Raw genomic sequence first — 22,699 nt, forward strand, 5'->3', positions numbered from 1 at the left:
TAGCTCAAACGTTGGGCCTCACATGAATGATCTGCTCAAGCTTGCCGCTCAAGTCCGAGAGCATTACATCAAGGCGCTACTCGCATCTTTCGCTGAATTCAACGGCGCATACTCACCTTCTGCTTTGGAGGTGATGTTTGAGCTTCAGCGTCAGGCATCGCTTCCGTACCGGCTGTACCGAGCTGATATGGCTGCAAACGTAAGCGGCCAAGCGAAGCTCCAAGAAGTCAACCCATCTACTCACCTCAGCTTCGAACCCTTTAAGCTAGACACCGGGAACGGCTTGGTTGCTGCTGTTCATCCAGTAGTGTGGAATGACGTGAGTATCAAGACCGATGTAAGGCTCCCCGATGGTGAAATCGAAGCTTGGGCAATGCAATGGCTAGACATGGACGACCTCCATGCTCAAGATGAGAACGGACTACAAGGCGTTATCCATTCAATACTCCGTGATGACACGGGCGACGAAGGTACCGAACTCACCATTGACTTTGGTTCCGCACCTGTGGGGGCACTGCACGATCTTCTTAGTGTTCTGCACAAGTGTGGCGTGTCGTACATCACCATTCACTCGGGTAGCGTGCAATGAGGCCCAACCATTCAATCCACCGGACCTGCGCAAAGAGCCGCGCAGGCCGGTGATTTCAAACGTTAAACAGCAAATGGCTACGCCTCACGAATCGGAAATAATTCCTTCCACTATTGAGTGCGCTCGCCACATGCGAGACGGCGGAATTGACGCGATGGCAGCACTAAATGAGGCATTGCGGGATGCGATAGCCGATCTGCAGCAGCAGGACTCACGGGCGATCAAGCTCGCATTTGCCCATGCCATGGCTGAGATCTCAGAAAAAATCATCAATCCCGCAGTGCACGCCTTCCCCGAGCTTGAACCAAATGAAGAAATATGGAAGTCGGTGGCAAAAGCTCGTGCAGTGGCGCGTGCAAATGCTGTTTAACCTTTCAATGCACCGGATCGCCTGCGGCGGCCGGTGATTTCAAACGTTAGGCCCCTCTATGCCGTATGTGCTGTGTCCCGTTTGTGCTTCGACGTATCACCTGAGCATCAGGGGAAGCCCGGAGGCTTGGGAGAAGGAGCATGTGACCGAAAGATCACCGAATGGAATGCCGCTACTGAAATGCATTCGGTGCTGGGTCGAATTGCGCCCTGGCCATCGCGTCACCATTCGGTCAGTACCAGATGAATGTGCGGGCCAACTGGTGGTGGGCCAGGAGGGTGTCGTTTCGTCCACAACGGCCGACTCCTTCAACATCACCTTTGGTGCGGCTTCAGCTACATTTCGCCGGGAGCAGTTGTTCTATGTTGTGGGCCAACCACCCTTGGCCTAACAATTCGCTGCAGGCACGACGGCCCTGACGGGCCGCGGCCTGAGCTCAAACGTTAGGCGTCAAGTCGCTGTTCGCCGTATTGTTCTGGTATATTTCAGCTCTTACCTGCGCCAAAGTCCGTCGCCATTGCTGGCTTGGCATCACGCAGTGCAAGGTTTTTATTTCCGGCAGCTTTACTTTGCGAGGGCGCTTTGGCTGGTTTTCAATTCACAAAGGCTGTTGCCTCATCAAGCAGCCTAACCCGTCGTTCCAGCGGATCGCCTGCGGCGCCCGCTGAACTCACACGTTAGGCGCCGAAATGAAGCACGTGTATCTCTACGGCGGTGCCGCAAAGTTCGATGGATCTGGTTCTTTCGAGTGGCACGGTCCGGATGTCGGTTCAACTCACAAGCTGATCCTCTTTCTGTCTCAGGATACGGACGAACCTCGACAGGATTTGGCTATCCGCGAGCTTGCTTGTTTCGGCTTCTGCGAAATTCAAATTGGTGTGGGTAAGCCGATTCATGTCGAAGCGCTCAATGATCCGCAAATGCACGCGTTTCAGCGCCACTACGAGGGAGCCATCGAAGATGGATGCTCGGTCGTTTGGTATCCGTAGGCTTCCGCCAAAAGCGGCGCCTAACCAGGCGCTCAACCGGACCCGCAACGGCACGCCGCCTTCGGGCCTCATTTCATTCTGGCCCTGCGGCGCCCTGCCGCCGCGGGCCGGTTAGCTTCAACGTTAGCCATCATATCCGCCATGCCAATAACGAAACAGATTCACCCTCTATTCCTCATTACTGCTGCAATTTGGCTGTCAGTTTCACTCTTTGTTGCGGGTGGAGTGCTTTATATTGAGTGGATTCATAATCCTCAAGGTGAATTCCATGACATTACAGGCATTAATTGGGGCAATTGGTTGCCTACAGGTGCCATATTATTTGTCATTACCGGCGGCCCTCTACCGCTAATATTCCTGCTTTTATATTTAACTTTGAAAGTTAAAATTTGTGGTTGCCATAAGAATAATGGCTAACCCCTCGTTCAACACGGACAGTCAACAAGGCCGAGCGCTTTGCTCATTTTCCTCCTTGTCGCCTGCCGGTTAACTCAAACGTTAGGTCTCAATAGCCATGACCGGAACTTTGGAAGATCTCGGGTGGCCTGAAGCCGAGCTTTTTGACATGGCGCTCGAAGATGGTGTTTTTAGCTTCAAGATGCTTGATCTACTGGCCTATAGCGATCCTTTGAAGTACGAAGTGGTGCTGGTCATGGTGAAAGGCATTGATTCGCTACATATCTCTATGACACAGTACCGTAATGGTCGGTTCGAGGCGAAATTTATGCCGATTCAGATTGGGCGGCAGAGCGAGGATGATCAAGGATTTGAGGGGGTCTCCCTAGCTGACCCCTTCACCGGCGCCAAAGCAGAGCAGTTTTGGGTGTCCGGCAGCTTGCGCGCGACTGATATTTCATTACGGAGGACAGGAGAATTTCGGTTCAAGCAGCGTGCTTACTAACAGAGACCTAACCTTTCGCTGCAGCCGACCCGCGCCAGCTGCGCTGGCTTGGTCGGCTGAGCTCCAACGTTAGGCGTCAAGTCGCTGTTCGCCGTATTGTTCTGGTATATTTCAGCTCTTACCTGCGCCAAAGCCCGTCGCCATTGCTGGCTTGGCATCACGCAGTGCAAGGTTTTTATTTCCGGTAGCGCTATTTTGCGAGGACGCTTTGGCTGGTTTTCAATTCACAGAGGCTGTTGCCTCATCAAGCAGCCTAACCCGACGTTCCAGCGGATCGCCTGCGGCGCCCGCTGAGCTCACACGTTAGCTGAAACAACGAAATGAAAATCTGTTTATACAATCTAGAGCAGGTAGGCATCATCATTTTGGATGACCGAGGGCTTCTGTATTTTAATCAAGCTGGTGGAACTGCTTGTTTGCAGCCATCGGCTAAAGGGTATTTTGTTCCCATTTCTAATGGTCCACCGTTAGATCAACCGGAACTGGCGTTGGATGTCAAATTGACAGAAGTGACGCAAGATTTGGTTGGACTCAATCCCGCGGTGGCGCAGGAAATCAATCTGCTTTTGATGGAGGTTTCCTCTAGCGATCGCTATGAGGTAGATCTAAGCAAATTGGCCCTATCCAGCGAAGCTTGGGTGTATGTCAGGGTTTATCCGCAAGGTAACTACAGCACATATGGCGCTTCAGAGCCTTTTGAAGCGATTTTAACCTGGCCTAATAGTGATTAACAGCCAACAAGTCTTCAAGCGGAGCTCGCTACGCGCGCCCGCTTAACTCCGGCGTTAGGCGTCTTTTTTCTCTGCTCCTTGGAGTAATCGAGTGCAAATTTTTTTGGCAATTGTTGTTATTCTCTTTGCTTGGATAGCTTGGTATCAATTGTTGTCACGAATTATGTTTCGCTCTCGGCTTAAGCGATGGGAGCGCATGGAAGACATGATGAATGAAGGAAATCAAACAAGCATCATTCTCCTCATAAGTGGTATTTGTGGGTTGTTTAGCGCTCCTTTTTTCATGGAAGCCGGAAGTTTTCTGTTTGTCTTTGTTCAATGAGCGCAAACCATGGCGAAGTTGAATCCCTTTAGCCTTCCCGAGCCGGAGGACGACTCCGATAGGAAACTTCTTTCAGACATTGGAGAATTTGGATGGCACGTTGTAGGTATTCACGAAGAAGAAAACAGCCCTCGCTTCGCTTTCACCGTCGGCTTGTACTATCAGTACCTACACCCCGAAATCATGATCATGGGCTTGCCTCATGAAGTAGCTCACGCGCTATTGGTAAGTGTTCAAAGCATCACCCATAAGGGCGGCTACATCCAACCATGGAGCGCAGTCGAAGAGATTGCGAGTTTTCCGCTAGTGGCGGTTCCTATTCACTTCAGTCACTACAAAGAGCATCTTGGCTACGGAATGTGGTTCTACAAGTCACTTCCAGAACCGTTCCCCGCAATCCAATTGGTCTGGCCTGATAAGGCCGGTGTTTTTCCCTGGCAAGATGGATACGACCAAAGGTACTTCCAGCTACAAAGGGTGCTGTGTGAAGAGCAAGCGCTCTAACCAGTTCGTCAACGTCAGGTTTCACAAATGCGATCCGGAGCGCACTTTGAGATAGAGATCGAATTGGCTGGAGATCCCGCCACTTGCACGACAGTTCGAGTTGACAGTGAGGCAGAGGTACTAGCGTTGGTGAGCAGATCTCTGCATCCAGGCGCCGGCATTTTAATTTCCTGCCTCGGTTCGGGCGTCGACTACGGCAACTTGGTTATCGAAGTAAATACTCAGAGTAATTGCAATTTGAGAGCTCTTGAGCATATTGGTTTCGCCGTCGGTGGTGCATCAATTGAGCAGGTGCTCAACGCAGTAGAATACTGGCTGCCCGCTCAGCAAAAGATTCCGAGTCTTAAATGGGCGGTCGAATGAAACCTAACCCATCGTTCAACCGGATCAATGGGGTCACGGATCAATGGATCAATGGGGTCAGACTCAATTGATCCTGCAAGGGCGAAAGCCTTCGTCGTTCCAGCGTATCGCCTACGGCGCCCGCTAGACTCAAACATTAGATATCAATTCAATGTTCGCTGTATTGTTCTGGTATATTTCAGTCCGTACTTGCATCAAAGTTGCTCGCCATTGCTGGCTTGGCATCACGCAGTGCAAGGTTTTTATTTCCGTCAGCTTTATTTTGCGAGGGCGCTTTGGCTGGTTTTCAATTCACAAAGGCTGTTGCCTCATCAAGCAGCCTAACTCATCGTTGCAGCGGATCGCCTGCGGCGCCCGCTGAACTCACACGTTAGGCCTCAAATGAATCATTCCCACTTTTTCCAGTCCTGGCCGTTCAAAATTCCAGTTGAAACTGGGGTATTCACGACTAGACAAGTCATGGAAGGCCTGGAACCAGTTCGAGAGGTCTACCACGATCCGGATGGGGATTGGCAATTCTTATGCGGAACTACGCTGGACACGGCCGACCTCAAGCTGGTTTGCTTTGGCTGCATGTTTGATCGTGATCCATCAATTGCCGCACTCGCTGAGTTGCCACCTAGCTGGTGTGCGACACGAAAGGCCCCTGATTTCGCCTGGGCTCAGGAAGAGTATGAGCCCCGCCAGGATGAGGCCTAACCATTCATTGCAGCCGAGCTGCGCTGGCTGGTCGGCTGAATTCAAACGTTAGACGCTTATGAGTCCTTCTGACTTTGATCTCGAGCTCGAAGAGCTTTACAACAAATCGGCGGGTCGCCTCATCGCCTCCGAAAGTTTCGATGGTGCAGCGTTTGCCCGCCTATACGAATACCTTAGCCACAAGGCGGAGCTAATCAAGACCGAGCACGTCGTATCAAAGCAGGTGGTAACAGCACTCCTGTCTGTGCAAAGCGCAATTGAAAATGCGGCCCCCTACAATCCGCAAGCAAAAGAGGGCTTGCCGTTTGTGGGCAAGTTCTCAATGCTGTTGGGACTGATCGCTATAGGCGAGAGTCCGCGCGATAGGCAACCAGGAGTTCCTCGTGTTGTTTAGCCGCGCGTCTAACCCTGCAGTCGAGCGGGACAGCCACAAGCTGCGCTTGTGGTTCCCTACGCTTCGCTCCGGCTGCCCCTCACTTCCACGTTAGCAGCTATGAAGCACCTTATCGTCGCATTGCTTTCGTCTCTGATCTTCATCGCAGCAAATGCCGCTGATGATGGCAAGCAGACATTTGAAACGCCTGATGGTCCTGTCACAGCCACAAAGAAAACCGCTCCTCCCGTACCACAGAAAATTTCCGCTGTCGGATCGAAAGAGCTGGCGGCTTTCGAACAGGCATCAGCAAGAGCTCTGAGGTTTGTGACGGATTATGTTCCACGAGCATCAAATCCAAAGCTGACCGATTTCGACAAAGCCTTCTACCTTTGGCAGAAGGAGAAGAGCCGTCGGTATTCCGAGCAGCAAGTGATCGAGATGATCGGCGCCTACCTCGGCAATCAGCTTGTCAAAGATTTTCAAATGGAATGGGTTGTCGTGAGCGATCAGTACGGAACCGACTATGCCGTTCGTGGCAAGCAAAAAGAAGTCATGTCGTTCCCCTTTGCTTCTGTCGAAAAGCGGATACAACGAAAGGAACATGAGTTCGTGGTTGGCGTATATCAAACGGTCAAACACACATTGGCTGACGCCGATATCAAAGCACGGTGAACGCTGCTAACAATTCGGTCAAAGGGACAGCCACAAGCCGCGCTTGCCGTTCCCGCTTCGCAGCTCCGGCTGCCCCTTACCTCAAACGTTAGGCCTCTGAATGAGGGGCCCCCTGCATAGGCTCAGATTGATCGGCAATTGATGAACATTGAGAATTTCGCTGCAATCACACGGGATGTCATCCGCGAGAATGGATTCGAAGAATTTCAGCCCACCGTGTGCCTTCCCGAACGCAAGGATGTGAGGTCGCTTGCTGGAGTCCCTGGGGACGAGGAGCACGAGCCGATCGCTCTCCGGTGGGCGGCCGGAATTGCTCGACCTGATGAGGAGTATCTTGTCGCATTCAAGTGCACGTCCACCGAGTTCAAGGTTGTCCGGTTTGAACGTGGCATTGCAGAAAGTCAGGTCTATGCGGCCGATGCCTAAGCCCTCAGTCAAAGGGAAGTCTTGCGGCAAGCCGCAGGACTTCCCTTACCTCGAACGTTAGACCTCACCAATGACGCATTGCCATCTCTCGTTCGTCTGCGGGAAGAAGTGGGACGATCTTGCCGCCACGCCGGAAGCCTCTGCGCGCTATTGCAATGATTGCGGAAAGAACGTTTTCAAGATCAAGACCGAGGCACAGCTTTCTGTGGCGACTGCACTTCGGCGCTGTGTCGCGATCGCGGATGACAATGACTTCATCAGCGCCATTGGTGAATCTACGTTTGAATGGCTGGAGCCGGGATACCTCCACGATGTCCTGGTCGGAACTGCCCATCCATTGAGTGCCCCTAGGGCGGATCTCCTGCGAAGGTTTTTCCCAATGATTTTCGATGCTGGCCCGAATGAACGCACACTCAATGACGGTGGACTGGTCAAAATTGAGAATGTTGGTCCAGCGGCCAGGGAAATTCTTCTATGTGAGCTTGCCTCTTTGGCTCCGGAGCTCAATGTCGCGACCAAAGAGGTCTAACCCGTCGCTCAACCGGACCCACAACGGCATGTCGCCTTCTGGCCTCATTTCATTCTGGCCCTACGGTGTCATACCGTCGCGGGCCGGTTAGCTTCAACGTTAGGCATCAAGTCGCTGTTCGCAGTATTGTTCTGGTATATTTCAGTTCTTACCTGCGCCAAAGTCCGGCGCCATTGCTGTCTTGGCATCACGCAGTGCAAGGTTTTTATTTCCGTCAGCTTTATTTTGTGAGGGCACTTTGGCTGGTTTTCAATTCACGAAGGCTGTTGCCTCATCAAGCAGCCTAACCCGTCGTTCCAGCGGATCGCCTGCGGCGCCCGCTGAACTCACATGTTGGGCGCTTTTTTGAATCCTCGATTATGAACACTTGGCCGTTTGATCAACCGCAGAATTGTGGAACGATCATTTCACGCGCTATACTCGAAGGCCGTAATGCCATCCTCTATGTATCTCACGATGAAGATGATCATGGTTGGCAATTTCTTGACAATGAAACGTTCGAAGCAAAGGACGCTGCGCTTGTTTGCTTGTCGCACGTCGTAGGTCTCGATCCATCAGTGGTGGAGGTTGCGGATCTTGATCCGGGTTGGATCGCGACTCGCAGTCACCCTGGTGCTGTGTGGGTTCGTGAGCTAGCACCTCCAGAGCACGAAGAAGATGAATAAAGTCCATCGACCCAACCACTCATTCCAGCGGACGCCTGCGGCGCCGCTGAACTCACCACGTTAGAGCGCATCCATGAAACGCATCTCCGCGCGTGCCAAGCTTTCTCAGCGACTACTCACGGGCGCGCAGATTCACAAAGAGATGTCGCGCCTGTTTCCCAAGAGAAATGACTACGGCACGGGCTCTTTTGACGAGCTGGTGCCAGAGCTCGCCAAATTCGGAGTCTGCACAGTAGGAAAATTCATTAAGCTCATGAAGAAACACAAGCGGACTTTGCTCAAGATTGATCGGGATCGACTCGCACCTTGGGAGATTCGCCATTTTAGTGAATCGTTTGGTGAGTCCTTTGTGAAAGACGCAGTCCGTCGCCAGTATTGGTTTGCGTATCCTGGCTTAGTCAGAAATGCAGCCGAGCTAGAGTTTGGAGAAGAAGCTTCCGTCTATGAAACAGCACGCTAACCCTACAGTCAAGCAAACCGCCACAAGCTGCGCTTGTGGTTCCCTCCGCGATTCGCGCTCCGGCGTCCGCTTACTTCCACGTTAGGATTCACAAATGCGATCCCGAGCGCACTTTGAGATAGAGATCGTAGATCAATGGATCAAGGATCAATGGGGTCAGACTCAATAGGATCAATGGGGTCAGACTCAATTGATCTTGCAAGGGCGAAAGCCTTCGTCGTTCCAGCGTATCGCCTACGGCGCCCACTAGACTCAAACATTTGGCATCAATTCAATGTTCGCTGTAATATTTCAGTTCGTACTTGCATCAAAGTTGCTCGCCATTACTGGCGTGGCATCACGCAGTGCAAGGTTTTTATTTCCGTCAGCTTTATTTTGTGAGGGCGCTTTGGCTGGTTTTCAATTCACAAAGGCGGTTGCCTCATCAAGCAGCCTAACCCGTCGTTCCAGCGGATCGCCTGCGGCGCCCGTTGAACTCACACGTTAGGCTTTCGCATGGCCATTTCCAGGCGCCAATTCGTTTCTTTCCTCGGCGTGAGTACCGTTGCGGCACTCGGCTCCGCCTGCGCTTCGCTTCCATCGAGATCATTCATGTACGGACTAATCGGCAAGATCAACGCCACAACGGGCAACCGCGACTCCTTGGCCGCAATTCTCATCAAGGGCGTTTCAGGCATGCCGGGTTGCCTCAGCTACGTCGTTGCAAACGACCCAACAAGCCCAAACTCTTTGTGGATCACAGAGGTCTGGGAGAGCCAAGACGCGCATCGTGCGTCGCTTTCGCTGCCGTCGGTGCAGCAGGCAATCACCGAGGGCAGGCCGATGATCGCCGGCTTTGGCGAGCGCCACGAGACCGTGCCCTTGGGAGGCCACGGCCTTGTCGCAAGCACAAGCAAAGTCTAACTATTCGTTCAAGCCGACGTGCTACACGCTTCGCGTTCCGCATGCGGCTTAACTCAGGCGTTAGGCACTTCGCAAATGCTCACACTTCGGCATCAAGATGGCGATATCCACTACCAATTTGTGAGTGGCGGGTTTCATTACGATGGTCAGCACTTTTATCTTTCCATTGAAGCTCATGCCATCAATGAAGAAGCATTCCCCGATATTTATTGCCTTACCCTAGACCGCATTCCGTTAGCCAATGGATTCAATTCGCAGGAAGTTGTAGTAAGTACAAATTCAAGCGATAAACCACCAAACATTTATGTTTACACAACATTCCATGCAGCCGAAGTTAACGGCAGAGTACTTATCGAAGTCACATCACCAAATAAATTGTTGGCAACACTTAGCATCACATCCGAAGATGTAAATTACTATGACGAAAGAGCGAAACCGAACACCTTAAGTGGAAAGGTCGAGCTTTCCGCAATATCAAAGAATCAGTTATGGCTACCATGAAAGTGCCTAACCTTTCAGTCAACCTGACCGCCCAAAGCTGCGCTTTGGGTTCCCTCCGTTGCTGCGCAACTCCGGCAGCAGCTTACTTCCAACATTAGGCGCCTCATGTCACCACTTGCAGTGCTTGGAATACTCGCCGCTTCGACTGCCGCATTGGCTTTGGCGGTGGTTCTTGTGCGCTTCAATCGCAAACGGCTGTGCGTTGCGCGTTGTGCAGCAACGCTGACACCAGAGCAACTTGAGCGCATCTATTCGCTTGTCGAACAAACCGGAACTACCGCCGCCAACGGCTATGTCTTGGCTCGCACAAACAAGGCGACCACCGAAACGAGGTGCCTTGTACCAATTCCAAAGGAACTGCCACAGTTTCCCTGGGCCGGGAGAGTCGTCGAGGCCACGGTATCCAACACAGTCGAACTCCAGTTCGTTGAGGCCACAGCCTTCGAGCCCTCCCTCTTGGGTCATGTGTATCGCCCGGTGCAAGTCCCTCGCCATGTAACGAAGAGTTTGAGCGAGGAAGGAAACGCGTTCTCACCAGAACGGTACGTTGCCGACAGTCCGGCGTTGTCGGTGGCTTTGAGCGCAGTATGCCCAAAGTACCCAACCGAACTTCTGTCCTACCTCTTGTGCGTCGGCAGGGCGAGCTTCGAGTTCGACCCCATCGATCAAGCTCGCATAGGTACGAGTCCGGCATGGGTCCAGGATCCTGAGCACCAGATTTGCGATGAGTGCCGAAAAAGAATGCATCTCGTCCTGCAACTGCCTGGCACGGTCATTAGCAGGAAGGCCTTCCACAGGGGAACGTTTTACCTTTTCGGCTGCGTCACACATCCAGACCGAACCAAGACTCTCGGGCAGTTCACGTAATGATGGCTAATCCTTCCATCTAGAGGGACGTTCAAGGGCTAGCGCCCTCGGCCGCCCCTCATGTCAAACGTTAGGCGTCAAGTCGCTGTTCGCCGTATTGCTCTGGTATATTTCAGTTCTTACCTGCGCCAAAGTCCGTCGCGATTGCTGGCTTGGCATCGCGCAGGGCAAGGTTTTTATTTCCGTCTGCTTTACTTTGGGAGGGCGCTTTGGCTGGTTTTCAATTCACACAGGCTGTTGCCTCATCAAGCAGCCTAACCCGTCGTTCCAGCGGATCGCCAGCGGCCCCCGCTGAATTCAAACGTTAGGCCGCACCAAAACCAAACCGACGACGATGCCCCCACAAGTTTCGCGAACCAATGCGACCATCGCGGTCACCACCTTCACACTAATGGCGTTGGGCGGCTTTGTACCCTTCATATGGAAGGTCGTCGTTCCCTTCGCGGCCACGGGCTACGCGCCAGCTGACTGGACATGGCCAAGGGTGAGTATTGCGTTTGGCGTGCTGCTGGCGCTCTTCTTCTACCTTGGATACGGAATGTTCCAGCGGTTTGGCACAAGGCTAACGGAGGCTGAAATCACCGCTCCCACCCTTCGAGGAGATCGTCGCCTTCGCTGGGAACAGATCGAACGCATTAGAACGCGCGGACATGAACTTCTGTTTGAGGGAGCATCGGGAACCATCACCCTCAACCTCTTATGCTTCAAGAGGCCATCCGAAGTTGAAGCATTTGTTCGTTCACGGCTGCCAACCCGGCTCGGAGGCGTCAACAAGCCGCCGCTCGCGGCTCAGCCTCAACATTAGAGTTTTCCGCCATGATCGTTACGACTTTCGAAGCAAAGTGTTCAAATTGTTCGGAAACATCTTTCTTCCCGGAGCTGGGAGATTTTGCGTACGGCGATTTCATTTTTTATGGGGAGGGTGGTTCTGCTTTCGGCTACTTCTCAGCCCATGGCAATTCGGCTTGGGCAGTCATAGAAGCGCTTATCCCAGCATCGGGCACAGGCAATCAGTCAGGGGCCAAGCACGAACAGCTGATTCAAGCTGCGTGTGCGGCGATGGCAGATCCTATAAGTAACCAAACCCTGTCCAATCGTCGGAGATGTCCTCACTGTGGATCAATGAGTTTTGAGTATTGGTCTGGTGCGCAAGGTCAAAAAATGGATGTTCGCCAAGTCGAGCATGTCCGTTTCCTAGCTTTGTCGCGCGAAGCCCAGAAAAAAGCACTAAATGCATACATCGCCACGCTCTAACAATTCCGTCGAGGGGGATCAATGGGGTCAGACTCAATTGATCCTGCAAGGGCGAAAGTCTTCGTCGTTCCAGCGGATCGCCTGCGGCGCCCGCTGAACTCACATGTTAGGCGCCACACATTACCCTCTCGGAGGATGAAGCAATGGAAATCATCGAGTTTAATGGTCTCGGACAACCACGGGATGCCCGCTATGGAACCGGCACGATCGCGATACTTGTGCAGGGTGCGTCAATCAGCGTCGTGCGTATCGAGTTGCTAGCGCCCGAAGAATACGGGCCGTCACTGTCACACGCGCGAAATGACATGGAGCTGCAATCTGCCGTGCGGCAATCTCTGGCCAACGCCTATCCAAAAGGCCTGGACTCGTCGAGGCATTGGGTGTTGACCTGTCCAGAGGAGATAGCGGCCCGTGCAATGTTTTAGAGTAGGCTTGCAGCGGGTGGCGCCTAACAAGTCGTTCAAGGGACGCTCGCGTTGCTCGCTGGACATCCCCATCCGGTGCATGCTTTGCATATTATGCGCCGCCTGTGGCCTCCCCTTAACTCGGCGTTAGGCTTTTTCATGCTTTCAACCGCCACATGTCGCAAATGCGGAGGAATTACTTCCTACTCAACCCTGGGCCATATGTTCGAGGCCATTTGCAGCCATTGCGGGTATGAGGAAGCGGGAACCTTTTCGCCTTCTGTTCTTGGAGTCCCAGTTGTCAAACCTGCAAGCGTCAGCGTTTATCTTCAAGACGCCAAGCCAACCGCCGCCAACTTGCTGTGGTTAAGCAAGCTACACCCCAAGTTCGCCAGTCTTTCACCGGGTGAATTGAAGGCGGCGTTTCTAGCTGGCGCCATTCTCGATCTCGGCACTCTATACGCAGAGGACGTGGAGCGAGTGCAGAAAAAATGTCTTGCAATGGGCTTCACGGTAGATGTAAAAGAAGAAGCATGAGTTCAACCCGCGCCTATGGAAACGCCTCTGTTGCGAAAGGCATGCCTGCCGCCTAACCCATCACTCAAGGGGACGTCTTGCGCATACGCGCAAGCCGCCCCTTACCTCGAACGTTAGCCACTTCGATGAACTCGTCACCATTCTTGCTATCGCCGGATGCATTTTTGTTGGCAGTGCCAGAGCTGAGCACCTTGCTGACTTACTCGCCCTACGAATCTGCATGGGGCGTTACTGACGAAGTGCTCTGCTATTTCAACTGTGTTTTACTTGGGCAAGAGGTAAGCGCCACAGGCTGGGAGAGCTATCTTGGTGTCCCCACACGTTGGATTCAACTTCTACCGAAACTAGATCATCACAGAGAATTCGCTTGGCCCAGCTTGGATTCATTTGAAAATACATTGCTGATTTATCTTCAAAAAGAAAGCACATGGGCAATTCGATGCGAAAAGGACTGCGATCAAGTTAAAATTGAAAGTGTAGTTAACAATTTCCCCCGTACCAAAAGCCTAATTGGTGAAGTGGTGGTTTATTGCACAGGCGGTGGTCATGAATGTCCAACTTTTCAGGCTCAGCAATCGCGTGGGTAACCTTTCAGTCAACCTGACCGCCCAAAGCTGTGCTTTGGGCGCCCTCCATGCCTACGGCATTCCGGCGGCAGCTTACTTCCAACGTTGGGCTCCTTGAAATGTCCGCAGAAATTCGCCAATTTGACATGGTTCGATTAAAAGCGATCCGGGATGATCGTTTTGCTGATGCAACCATTTACCATGAGCGCTTGCCTGCAGGAGGCAGGGGGCAGTTTTAACAATCAAACATTTGGAGAAATTTGTTGGAATGTTAGAACTGCCCCCCGTCATTCCACATGCATAGAACCTGCCAAAGAGGATGCCATGTCCCATTTCTCCATAAAACACCCCGTTGCTGTCTGGCTGCGAACATTTGGCGCGGCGCTGCTTTGCCTGCTGAGCCTGGGCGTGCGTCACGCCGGAGCGGCTGACGTGATCGGCCACATCGATGGCTTGCGTGAAGAGGCCGGGCAGGTGCAGCTATTCGGTTGGGCTTGTCAGCGGGGCAGTGCGGCGTCGCTGGCGGTGCATGTGTATGCCGACCATTCCGCTTACGACAAGCCGGCCGGCGCCATGGTTTTGGGGGCGAAGGCGGATGTGGCGAACGAGCCCGCGGTCGATCAGGCTTGCCAAGGGCAAGCCGGCGGCAAACATCGTTTCTTCATTGTGCTGCCTGCGGACGTGCTGGAGAAATACCAGGGCAGAAAATGGGATTCGGGCCTTCGGTAATGTCGAAAATAGCGCACTGAAAGGTTCGGGTGAATTCGCCTTTCCAGCGCCGCGTGCTGTGAGCGTCAAGAGCGCCAACAGCGTCAGCGGGCGCGCGACAACGTCCGGGCGCGTGCCGCCACTGGCTGGCAGCTATACCAGTTCAACCCAACATCCGCGCGTATTTACCAACCAGAAGGAGTTGACGCAGTTGGCCAAGCGCAGCAACGTTGCTGGCAGCTTTTCGGCGCAGAATTTCAGCCGTCTGACCACACAGATCAAGCAAGACCTGGCGGCGAAAGTCGATTGGGCGGCGGCGTATTCGGGGTGCGACCTGGCCATTTATCTGCGTACGTTTTCGTATGAGGCGCGCACCGGCTATGCGGCTGAAGTGCGCTCCGAAGAACAATTAAAGTCGGCGCTGCGGGTGCGCAATGACGCGACCGCGCCAGCCGGCGCCGCGCTGGTCGCAGCGCGCCTGGCGCTGTACGCAGCTTTGCTGAAAGCCGGCGCAACGCCATTGGAGCAGGCGCCGGAAGCCGAGGCGGCGGCGCAGTTGGCGAAGCAGATTTTGCTGGCCTGGGCTGAGCGCGGTTTTCGCGATGCCAAGGGGGCGCGTTTTCAGTCGTCGCAACAGTTTTGCGGCAACGATGGCAAGCCTGAAGACGCCAACGTCGGCTTGCAGCTTGGGCGCGGTGTGGTGTATTCAGTCCAGGCGCAAGATTTGTTGCAAGCGCAGGGCGCGTTAAACAGTGCTGAGGTCAAGCAGCTCAATGCGTTTCATTTAGGATTGTTCGACCTGATCCGGCTGGCGCTGAATCGCCGCGTGGAGCAGCCGATGCAAGATTGTGAGCGCTACAGCAACCACAGCGCGGCCGCGCTGACCGGTATGTTGTCGATTGCGCGTTTACTGGACGATGGCAAGCGTTTCAATGCGGTGCTGAAGGGTGGGGATGCAGCATATCCGGTGGCGCTGCCATGGCTGGTGCAATTCAACCGTGCGATTTACGGCGAGGGCGACAGCCCGGTGGCTTGTTATCCCAACCCGGGCAAGGACAGCTTGACCAGCAAACCCTCGTTCCAAACCGCCAAGGTGGAGCCGGGTGAAATCGAAGACCGCTACCGCAACGCCAATCCTCTGCAAGGCATAGGTTACCCGATGTTCGCGCTGGAATTGATCACCAACGGCGCTGCTATTCTGCAACAGGCGGGCTTCGACGCCTGGGGCTATCGCGGCGCGCAGCAGCAATCGATTGGCGCTGCGATTGCGTATTATGCTTGTTATGGCAAGGTGGTCGGCTTCAATAAAACCGTGACGGCTGAGAATGCCAAGTCCTGTCCGAATCACGCGCAATATGTCGGAAAAATGGTGCATGGCGTGGAGAGCATGGTGTTGCTGGGCAGCGCGCGTTATCCGAAGAATGCGGAGATTACTGAGCTGGAAGAGGCTGCGCGGAAGGGACGGATGGTGGTGGATGGGGTGCGCTTTGGGATGTGGCGGGATTGAGGAGAATGGCGTATCTTGCTCCTGGGGCAACAGGGTCAGCGCAACAGCGCCCGCCAGACTCAAACATTAGGCATCAATTCAATGTTCGCCGTATTGTTCTGGTATATTTCAGTTCTTACCTGCGCCAAAGCCCGTCGCCATTGCTGGCTTGGCATCACGCAGTGCAAGGTTTTTTATTTCCGTCAGCTTTATTTTGCGAGGGCGTTTTGGCTGGTTTTCAATTCACAAAGGCTGTTGCCTCATCAAGCAGCCTAACCCATCGTTCCAGCGGATCGCCTGCGGCGCCCGCTGAATTCACACCTTAGGCGTCTCATGCGGCGATCGATCGGTCTGATTCTCGTTCTTGCCACATTGGGCGTCATTGGCGCGTTAGCCTGGCGAGTGCTTCACCCTGCGCCCGACGCTGTTGTTATAAATAATCCGTGCCATACCTTTGTGTCCGAGTTCGCGCCTATGGCCACTCCGCACTTGAGATCAGCGGACAATGGCCTTGAGCTCGTCTTGAGCTTCACTCCGGAAAAAGATACAGAAGCTGGCAGTGTACTTTCCGGCGTCTCGGCCGGAACGAAGACGCTTCTTGTATCATCAGCTCGACGTCCGGTCAGCGCCCTGCGAATCGACCAAGGGCGCCTGGTTCTTTCAGTCAAATCAGCCGCACATGCTGCTGAGGTCTTGGAATTGATGTGTTTCGAAGAGAAGTACCGTTATCCAAAGCTGCAAGCTGCTTTATGAAACTGAACTGTCTTTCCAGCGGATAGCCTCTGGCGCCCGCTGAACTCACATGTTAGGCGTCATGTCACTGTTTTCTGTACTGTTCTGGTATATTTCAGTTCTTGCCAGCGCCAGAGTTTGTTTCCTTTGCTGGCTTGGCATCACGCGGTACAAGGAATTTTTTCCCGTCAGCCTTATTTTCGAGAGCGCTTTGACCGTTTTTCAAGTCGCAAAGGCTGTTGCCTCATCAAGCAGCCTAAGCCATCATTCCGGCGGATCGACTATGGCCCCCGCTGAACTCACACATTAGACCTTCTTTCACCATGAGCACAAACCGCTACGCACCACCATCATCTGAATTAAGCAATTCTGCAAGTACCGAACTTGAGTACGCAGGCTTTTGGATTCGCACCGGAGCAGCCTTGATTGATTCGGTATTGACCATCGCTATCACCTTTCCAATCCTCTACGCTATCTACGGCGCGGAATACTTCGGTGATGAGAAAAAGGACTTCATTGCCGGCCCGGCAGACTTTCTGCTTTCGTATGTGGCGCCAGCCGTCGCTGTCATCCTTTTCTGGATCAGCAAACAAGGCACGCCAGGCAAGCTTGCTCTCTCGCTTCGTATCATCGACGCAGAAACCGGGAATGCGCTGTCAGTCGGCCAATCCATTGGCCGGTATTTCGCCTACTTCGTCTCGGCGATTCCACTGGGTCTTGGGATCATCTGGGTAGGCATTGATGCCCGAAAGCAAGGCTGGCATGACAAGCTTGCCAAGACCGTCGTCATCCGCGTCAAGAAATAGGCCACTACTCCCGTTACATTCAACCGGAAGGATTAAGCCTTCCATCGAAAGGACATACCCCGGCAAGCCGGGTCATGTCCTTTTAGATCAAGATCAATGGGGTCAGACTCAATTGATCCTGCCATCGGCGCGAAAAACGGGGCGCTGTTCCAACAGCCTGAGCCAACGTTCCCGCACATCGCCTTCGCCCCCCGTTGCTCTCACACGTTTTGAATCCATCCATGTCCGAAACCGCTGCAATACGTATGGCGATAAATTCGCACCGGGGCTGAATAGTTACGCCGGAAAATAAAAAAGGGGGAAGGCTTTCGCCCTCCCCCTGAATTCACTTTCAAGCTGCAGGCCGAGGGGCCTGCTTTGGATTATTTACCGCAACCCAGCGATTTGATGCGATCGTAAGCTGCTTTGGCTTGCACCAGACCGAAGCCGAATTTCACGTCGCGGCCTGCTGCGCCCAGATCTTGCGCGCTCTTTTGCAGGGTGATGCGCATTTGTGCTGCGGTACAGGTCGGGAAGTAGCTCCACACCAGGGCCGCGACTGCAGACACATGCGGGGTCGCCATCGAGGTGCCGTCAAAGTAGGCGTAGTTGGTTGCCTTCACATTCACGGTCGCGCTTTGGCCGACTTGCGCCTTCATTGCTGCGCCATCGACATCGGTTGCCGTCACCGACGGGATATTCGTTACCGCCGTGCCCAGGGTGCCGCCAAATGTGCCGGCTGCATTGTTATACACAATCGCGCCTACGCCGCCGCTGCTTTCGCAATTCTTGACCTTGGTGGCGAAGTCAACCGTACCGCGCTGGATCAAGCAGATTTTGCCTGCCGCGCCGGCGTTCACGGCGTCGCCGATACCCATATCAAACAGCGCTGCAGTTGCTGCCTTGGCCGGCGAGCCGGTCATGCCGCCCACGGTGTAAGCCACGCCTGCCACGCTGGCGGAAGATTCACGCCCTGAGCCCATCGGTACGGTGGACAACACATTGGTGCCGGGGCCTGCCAATTCCACTTTGGTGTTGTATTGCGAGAAAGTGGACCATTGTTTGTTTTCGTCAATCGAACCCACCGAAATCACGCTGCTGTAGCCCGCCGGATAGGACACGGCGGTGGCTTTGGCCGGATCCGGGTCCGCGCCGTCATTGCCGGCGGCGGCGATCAGCAGAATGCCAGCCTTGGCCAGATTGCTGAAGGTGGTGTTTTCCGATGCGCTGTAGCTCGGGCCGCCGAGGGACATCGAGATCACATTTGCGCCAGCGGTTTTGCACTTGTTGGCGGCGGTGGACAGCGAGGAGGAATACGCCCAGCCGTCTTTGCCAAACACTTTCACAATGTGCAACTTCAATTTCTTGTTCGGGTTCACACCGACCACGCCGACGCCGCTGTTATTCAAGGCGGCGATGGTGCCGGCGACGTGGGTGCCGTGGTGGTTTTCGTCGGTGTACCACCAGCCGGTGCCGCTGTCGTATTCGCCGGTCACGTTGGCGCTGTTGTCCAGATCTTCATGGGCGCGGTCGTAGCCGGAGTCGATGATGCAGATTTTGCGGTTGGCGGTATTCGCATCGCCATTCGGCATCACATCGGCTTGCACTTGCTTGATGCCGTAAGGCACCAGCTGGCCGCTCAGGTAGGGCGCGCCGGTGGATGGGGTGGCGCCGGCAAACGGGTAGCGCTTCACATCTTCTTCCACCATGTGCACATCTTTATGACCCTTCAATTGCTTCGCGCCATCTTTGCTGGCTTCGATGGAGACTGCGTTCATGCTGTGGATCTGGTATTTCACATTGGCGCGGGCAGCCAGAATCGCGCTGCGCACTTCATTGTGGGAACCGTCTTTGAAATGCACCACATAGCGGGTGTTTTCGTTGGCGGCAGCGTTACCAGCGGCGGTCAGGGCAGCCAATACAGCGCAGGCGATTGCGGAAGCTTTGAAGTTCGATTTGGTCATAAGTCTGTTCCCCATAGTGATTATTGTTTAACTCCAAGAAAAACTTCTGTGCACTCTTAGTCGTTTTGCTTTGTTGCAATGTGTGGTGCGTTGAATAGAATCTTAAGTGGAAAATTTATTGTTGTCCACAGGAAAATCGAAAAATATAAAAATTTTTTTTGTGCTTTACCGGTTTTTGCCGTGGATAAGTTTGTATAAGGCGCTTATCCGAAATAAAAATTAGGTAAACTATATTTTTGAAAGCACAGAACTATTGCCAAAAATTCTTGCTGCATGGAAACATATCGAAACAGATTCAACAAAATTTAATTTTTAAAATTGTGAAATAAGGTAAGTTTCCATGTGGAAAGTTATGCAACCGTGAATGACTCCCCAGCCGCTGCGCGATCCGCCATGGCGGGCCTGGCAAATGCAAACGGGCCGCAGAGACTGCGGCCCGTAAAAGGTGTGGATTGTTATGCAGGAAAACGGCGTGAGCAACAGCTCAGTCCTGCGCTTGCAAGACAATGCCCGGCATGCTGAGGTAGCCCGGCATGGCCTCGATGCGCGCCAGCCAGGCGCGCACTGCGGGATACTCCGCCAAACTCAGCTGCGCCTCCTTGGATAAAGCCAGATAAGGATACAGGGCCACATCGGCAATTGTGATGTGGCTGGCCGCCAGCCAGTGCTGGCCGGATAAGCGCGCCTCCATCATCTGCAGCAATTGCATGCTGATTGCCTGCGCCTGCTCCAGCTCCAGCGCACGGCCCCATTTATGATGCAGGCGCAAGGCGTTCGGGCCGCGCGCCACTTCATATGCCGCCACCGAAAGCCAGGCGGCGACATGGGCATTGCTGAGCGCATCCGCCGGCAGCCAAAGCTCGCTCTGCGCTGCGCCATAGCGACGCGCCAGATACACCAGAATCGCCTGGCTGTCGCGCACCACCGCAGGGCCGTCTTCCAAAAGCGGAACCTGTCCGAGCGGATTGAGGGCGAGGAATTGCGGCGTTTTGTGTTCGCCTTGTGCGCCATTCAGCAGCACACTGCGATATTCCAATCCCAGGAATGACAGCAGCAGTCTGACTTTATGACAATTCCCTGAGAGCGCGAATTCATACAGCGTAAGCATGGCAATCCTTTCATATGACGATGTGTTTTGCTTAGATGGCGTTTGCGGCGCCGGCGTGCAGGCAAAACAGTGTGCCAAATTCAGGATCAATTAAGAATATTCATTTTTTCCAATACATTATTCCTTGATGCGAAATAATGACTGCTTATTGCAATGCCGCATCCGCTTTCAATGCTTGCGCCATGAAATCGACAAAGGCGCGAATCTTGGCCGAACCATGCCGCCCTTCGCGGTGCACGATATGAATCGGCAAGGGGCTTGGTTCAAATGCCTCCAGTACGATTTGCAATTCGCCGCTTTGCAGCAAGTCAGCCACCTGGTATGACAACAGACGTGTCACGCCGGCTCCATGCCGCACCGCCATGATCGCGCTGTCATTACTGCTGACGGTCAGGCGCGGCTTGATGCGCACCGTATTGCTCTGTCCCTCACTGCCGAATTTCCATTCCACTGCAGGGCTGATGCTGCTGGCGGCGACAATTTGATGCTGGTGTAAATCTTCCGGGCTGCGCGGCACTCCCCGTGCTTGCAAATATGCGCTGCTGGCGCACACCACGCGCCGCACCTGGCCGACCCGGATGGCGCGCATGCTGCTGTCCGGTAAAGGGCCGATGCGGATGCCGACATCCACCCCTTCTTCCAACATATTCACCACCCGGTCTAAAAACAATGCTGAAATGTCCACCTCGGGATAGCGCTCCATGAATTTGACCAGATTCGGCGTCACGAACTGTTTACCGAACAAGACTGGCGCGGTCAGCGCCAAATGGCCGCGCGGCTCGGCATTGACGCCAGCCGCCGCCTCATCCGCTTCCCGCACTTCGGCCAGGATGCGCCGCACATCTTCCCAATAGCGCTGGCCAGCCTCTGTCACGCGCACATAACGCGTGGTGCGCTGTAAGAGTTTGACGCCCAATTCCTCTTCCAATGCGGCCACCGCGCGCGTCACCGCCGGCGGCGACATGCTCAGCTTGCGCGCTGCTGCGGCAAAGCTCTCGGTTTCGGCAACTGCGGCAAACACGGTCATTTGGTGAAATCTGTCCATGGTTTATTCCGATTATTGAAACAATTAATTGTAAATTAAATCTATTCTTGTTTTCAATGAATTAATTCAGAATGCACTCATTCGCTCAACGACAAGCGAAACGACAAACCCGAAACAAGCCCAGACGCTTGTCTCATTCACGAAAGGATGAATCATGAGCCGCATCAATACCGTCACCGCCGATACCGCCAACGCTGAACAACAAGCCTTGTTTGAAGCCATCCGCAGCCAACTGGGCATGGTGCCGAATTTTCTGAAAGTTTTCGCCAATTCACCGGCTGCGCTGCGCGCCTTCCTCGGTCTGCATGGCATCGCGAATGCGGGCAGCCTGGACGCCGCCACCCGCGAACGGATTGCGCTGGCGCTGGCGCAGCAAAATTCCTGCGAATACTGCCTCTCGGCGCATACCGCGATTGGGCGCGGGGCCGGCTTGCCAAACGATGAAATCGCCGCCAACCGCGCCGGCACAAGCCAGGATGCAAAAGCCGCCGTGGCGGTGAAGCTGGCGCGCTCGCTGGCCGAGCACAAAGGTGAAATCACCACGGCTGAATTGATGGAAGCGCGCAACGCCGGTTTCAGCGATGGCGATATCGTGGAAATCATCACTCACGTCGGCATGAATCTGCTGACCAATATTCTGGGCAAAGCCAGCCGGGTCGAGATCGACTTCCCGAAAGTGGCCCTGGCCTGATCTTGACACACATTTTTTTCATCTTCTGACACAAGGAAATACATCATGTTGACTATGCGCAAATCTCTGAACCTGTCGTTTGCTCTGATGCTCGGCGCCGCCTGTTTCACTCTGTCCCCCAGCACGGCGCTGGCGTATGACGCGCAATCCACAGCGGCGGTGAATGTCGATAAGCAAGGGGTGGGCTTGCAAGGTCATGACCCGGTGGCCTACTTCAGCGCCAAAGCCGCGACTGCCGGCAAGCCGGCTTACCGCGCAGACTATGAAGGCGTGACTTACCACTTTGCCAGCCAGGCCAACCGCGACAAATTCAAGGCCAATCCGGCTCAGTTTGCGCCGCAATTCGGCGGTTTTTGTGCGATGGGCGTGGCGCTCGGCAAAAAGCTCGATGGCGATCCGCAAGCCTGGAAAGTGGTGGATGGCAAGCTGTATTTGAATGTGAATAAAGACATTCAAAAGAAATGGCTGGAAGATGTGCCGGGCAATCTGCAAAAAGCGCGCAGCGAATGGCCGCAGATCCAAGCCAAAGCGCCGCAGGATTTGTGATTTCCG

General features: G+C 54.0%; 31 protein-coding genes. 28 read left to right on the forward strand and 3 right to left on the reverse strand.

The window, feature by feature from the left end:
• The first annotated feature begins 22 nt into the window (after window positions 1-22).
• From V8J88_RS21375 to V8J88_RS21500, 26 genes are all read left to right on the forward strand, one after another.
• On the forward strand, window positions 23-589 hold the full coding sequence (locus tag V8J88_RS21375; RefSeq protein ID WP_338846297.1) for a hypothetical protein: 567 nt from the start codon (window positions 23-25) through the stop codon (window positions 587-589).
• A gap of 154 nt (window positions 590-743) precedes the next feature.
• Window positions 744-959 carry a hypothetical protein gene (locus V8J88_RS21380; protein WP_338846298.1) on the forward strand — a complete coding sequence of 72 codons (216 nt, stop codon included), beginning with the start codon at window positions 744-746 and terminating at the stop codon, window positions 957-959.
• A gap of 689 nt (window positions 960-1,648) precedes the next feature.
• On the forward strand, window positions 1,649-1,948 hold the full coding sequence (locus V8J88_RS21385) for a hypothetical protein (protein WP_338846299.1): 300 nt from the start codon (window positions 1,649-1,651) through the stop codon (window positions 1,946-1,948).
• A gap of 141 nt (window positions 1,949-2,089) precedes the next feature.
• Window positions 2,090-2,365 carry a hypothetical protein gene (locus tag V8J88_RS21390; RefSeq protein ID WP_338846300.1) on the forward strand — a complete coding sequence of 92 codons (276 nt, stop codon included), beginning with the start codon at window positions 2,090-2,092 and terminating at the stop codon, window positions 2,363-2,365.
• Window positions 2,366-2,462: 97 nt separating this feature from the next.
• Window positions 2,463-2,849 carry a hypothetical protein gene (locus V8J88_RS21395; RefSeq protein ID WP_338846301.1) on the forward strand — a complete coding sequence of 129 codons (387 nt, stop codon included), beginning with the start codon at window positions 2,463-2,465 and terminating at the stop codon, window positions 2,847-2,849.
• Window positions 2,850-3,169: 320 nt separating this feature from the next.
• Window positions 3,170-3,580, forward strand: coding sequence for a DUF6210 family protein (locus tag V8J88_RS21400; RefSeq protein ID WP_338846302.1), 411 nt, complete (start codon window positions 3,170-3,172; stop codon window positions 3,578-3,580).
• Between the two features lie 91 nt (window positions 3,581-3,671).
• Window positions 3,672-3,902, forward strand: a complete 231-nt coding sequence (locus V8J88_RS21405; protein ID WP_338846303.1) for a hypothetical protein — start codon at window positions 3,672-3,674, stop codon at window positions 3,900-3,902.
• A 9-nt stretch (window positions 3,903-3,911) separates the two neighbouring features.
• Window positions 3,912-4,406, forward strand: a complete 495-nt coding sequence (locus V8J88_RS21410; protein ID WP_338846304.1) for a DUF4262 domain-containing protein — start codon at window positions 3,912-3,914, stop codon at window positions 4,404-4,406.
• A gap of 63 nt (window positions 4,407-4,469) precedes the next feature.
• A complete protein-coding gene (locus tag V8J88_RS21415) occupies window positions 4,470-4,769 on the forward strand; it encodes a hypothetical protein (protein ID WP_338846305.1) in 300 nt (99 codons plus the stop codon).
• A gap of 757 nt (window positions 4,770-5,526) precedes the next feature.
• Window positions 5,527-5,862 (forward strand): hypothetical protein, encoded by a 336-nt coding sequence (locus V8J88_RS21420; protein WP_338846306.1) that lies wholly within the window; start codon window positions 5,527-5,529, stop codon window positions 5,860-5,862.
• 99 nt (window positions 5,863-5,961) lie between these two features.
• Window positions 5,962-6,516 carry a DUF3806 domain-containing protein gene (locus V8J88_RS21425; RefSeq protein WP_338846307.1) on the forward strand — a complete coding sequence of 185 codons (555 nt, stop codon included), beginning with the start codon at window positions 5,962-5,964 and terminating at the stop codon, window positions 6,514-6,516.
• A 141-nt stretch (window positions 6,517-6,657) separates the two neighbouring features.
• Window positions 6,658-6,942: a hypothetical protein gene (locus V8J88_RS21430; protein ID WP_338846308.1), complete on the forward strand. Its 285-nt coding sequence runs from the start codon at window positions 6,658-6,660 to the stop codon at window positions 6,940-6,942.
• 70 nt (window positions 6,943-7,012) lie between these two features.
• Entirely contained in the window at window positions 7,013-7,471 is a 459-nt protein-coding gene (locus tag V8J88_RS21435; RefSeq protein WP_338846309.1) for a hypothetical protein, read from the forward strand.
• 359 nt (window positions 7,472-7,830) lie between these two features.
• Entirely contained in the window at window positions 7,831-8,136 is a 306-nt protein-coding gene (locus tag V8J88_RS21440) for a hypothetical protein (protein ID WP_338846310.1), read from the forward strand.
• A gap of 73 nt (window positions 8,137-8,209) precedes the next feature.
• Window positions 8,210-8,596, forward strand: coding sequence for a hypothetical protein (locus tag V8J88_RS21445; RefSeq protein ID WP_338846311.1), 387 nt, complete (start codon window positions 8,210-8,212; stop codon window positions 8,594-8,596).
• Between the two features lie 591 nt (window positions 8,597-9,187).
• Complete coding sequence (locus V8J88_RS21450) at window positions 9,188-9,499, forward strand: putative quinol monooxygenase (RefSeq protein ID WP_338846312.1); 312 nt, start codon at window positions 9,188-9,190, stop codon at window positions 9,497-9,499.
• Between the two features lie 75 nt (window positions 9,500-9,574).
• On the forward strand, window positions 9,575-10,000 hold the full coding sequence (locus tag V8J88_RS21455; protein WP_338846313.1) for a hypothetical protein: 426 nt from the start codon (window positions 9,575-9,577) through the stop codon (window positions 9,998-10,000).
• Window positions 10,001-10,105: 105 nt separating this feature from the next.
• Complete coding sequence (locus tag V8J88_RS21460; protein WP_338846314.1) at window positions 10,106-10,867, forward strand: hypothetical protein; 762 nt, start codon at window positions 10,106-10,108, stop codon at window positions 10,865-10,867.
• Window positions 10,868-11,683: 816 nt separating this feature from the next.
• On the forward strand, window positions 11,684-12,121 hold the full coding sequence (locus V8J88_RS21465) for a hypothetical protein (RefSeq protein WP_338846315.1): 438 nt from the start codon (window positions 11,684-11,686) through the stop codon (window positions 12,119-12,121).
• Between the two features lie 143 nt (window positions 12,122-12,264).
• A complete protein-coding gene (locus tag V8J88_RS21470) occupies window positions 12,265-12,546 on the forward strand; it encodes a hypothetical protein (protein WP_338846316.1) in 282 nt (93 codons plus the stop codon).
• Between the two features lie 138 nt (window positions 12,547-12,684).
• Window positions 12,685-13,062, forward strand: a complete 378-nt coding sequence (locus tag V8J88_RS21475) for a hypothetical protein (RefSeq protein WP_338846317.1) — start codon at window positions 12,685-12,687, stop codon at window positions 13,060-13,062.
• 125 nt (window positions 13,063-13,187) lie between these two features.
• Window positions 13,188-13,649, forward strand: coding sequence for a hypothetical protein (locus V8J88_RS21480; protein WP_338846318.1), 462 nt, complete (start codon window positions 13,188-13,190; stop codon window positions 13,647-13,649).
• A 303-nt stretch (window positions 13,650-13,952) separates the two neighbouring features.
• A complete protein-coding gene (locus tag V8J88_RS21485) occupies window positions 13,953-14,357 on the forward strand; it encodes a hypothetical protein (protein WP_338846319.1) in 405 nt (134 codons plus the stop codon).
• Between the two features lie 58 nt (window positions 14,358-14,415).
• Window positions 14,416-15,843, forward strand: a complete 1,428-nt coding sequence (locus V8J88_RS21490; protein ID WP_338846320.1) for a hypothetical protein — start codon at window positions 14,416-14,418, stop codon at window positions 15,841-15,843.
• A 501-nt stretch (window positions 15,844-16,344) separates the two neighbouring features.
• Window positions 16,345-16,575 carry a hypothetical protein gene (locus V8J88_RS21495; protein WP_338846321.1) on the forward strand — a complete coding sequence of 77 codons (231 nt, stop codon included), beginning with the start codon at window positions 16,345-16,347 and terminating at the stop codon, window positions 16,573-16,575.
• 302 nt (window positions 16,576-16,877) lie between these two features.
• Complete coding sequence (locus V8J88_RS21500; protein ID WP_338846322.1) at window positions 16,878-17,360, forward strand: RDD family protein; 483 nt, start codon at window positions 16,878-16,880, stop codon at window positions 17,358-17,360.
• A gap of 362 nt (window positions 17,361-17,722) precedes the next feature.
• Here the strand turns inward: V8J88_RS21500 and V8J88_RS21505 are convergent, their stop codons facing one another.
• The 3 genes from V8J88_RS21505 to V8J88_RS21515 all read right to left on the reverse strand — a co-directional run bounded on the left by V8J88_RS21505 (window position 17,723) and on the right by V8J88_RS21515 (window position 21,456).
• Entirely contained in the window at window positions 17,723-19,303 is a 1,581-nt protein-coding gene (locus V8J88_RS21505; protein ID WP_338846323.1) for a S8 family serine peptidase, read from the reverse strand.
• A gap of 484 nt (window positions 19,304-19,787) precedes the next feature.
• A complete protein-coding gene (locus V8J88_RS21510) occupies window positions 19,788-20,411 on the reverse strand; it encodes a glutathione S-transferase family protein (protein WP_338846324.1) in 624 nt (207 codons plus the stop codon).
• A gap of 145 nt (window positions 20,412-20,556) precedes the next feature.
• Window positions 20,557-21,456 carry a LysR family transcriptional regulator gene (locus V8J88_RS21515; RefSeq protein ID WP_338846325.1) on the reverse strand — a complete coding sequence of 300 codons (900 nt, stop codon included), beginning with the start codon at window positions 21,454-21,456 and terminating at the stop codon, window positions 20,557-20,559.
• A 154-nt stretch (window positions 21,457-21,610) separates the two neighbouring features.
• Between V8J88_RS21515 and V8J88_RS21520 the strand changes: the two genes are divergently transcribed.
• A complete protein-coding gene (locus tag V8J88_RS21520) occupies window positions 21,611-22,147 on the forward strand; it encodes a peroxidase-related enzyme (RefSeq protein WP_338846326.1) in 537 nt (178 codons plus the stop codon).
• Window positions 22,148-22,192: 45 nt separating this feature from the next.
• Window positions 22,193-22,693 carry a YHS domain-containing (seleno)protein gene (locus tag V8J88_RS21525; protein WP_338846327.1) on the forward strand — a complete coding sequence of 167 codons (501 nt, stop codon included), beginning with the start codon at window positions 22,193-22,195 and terminating at the stop codon, window positions 22,691-22,693.
• The last annotated feature ends 6 nt before the right edge of the window (window positions 22,694-22,699 follow it).

The organism is Massilia sp. W12, from assembly GCF_037300705.1.
Classification (GTDB): domain Bacteria; phylum Pseudomonadota; class Gammaproteobacteria; order Burkholderiales; family Burkholderiaceae_D; genus JACPVY01.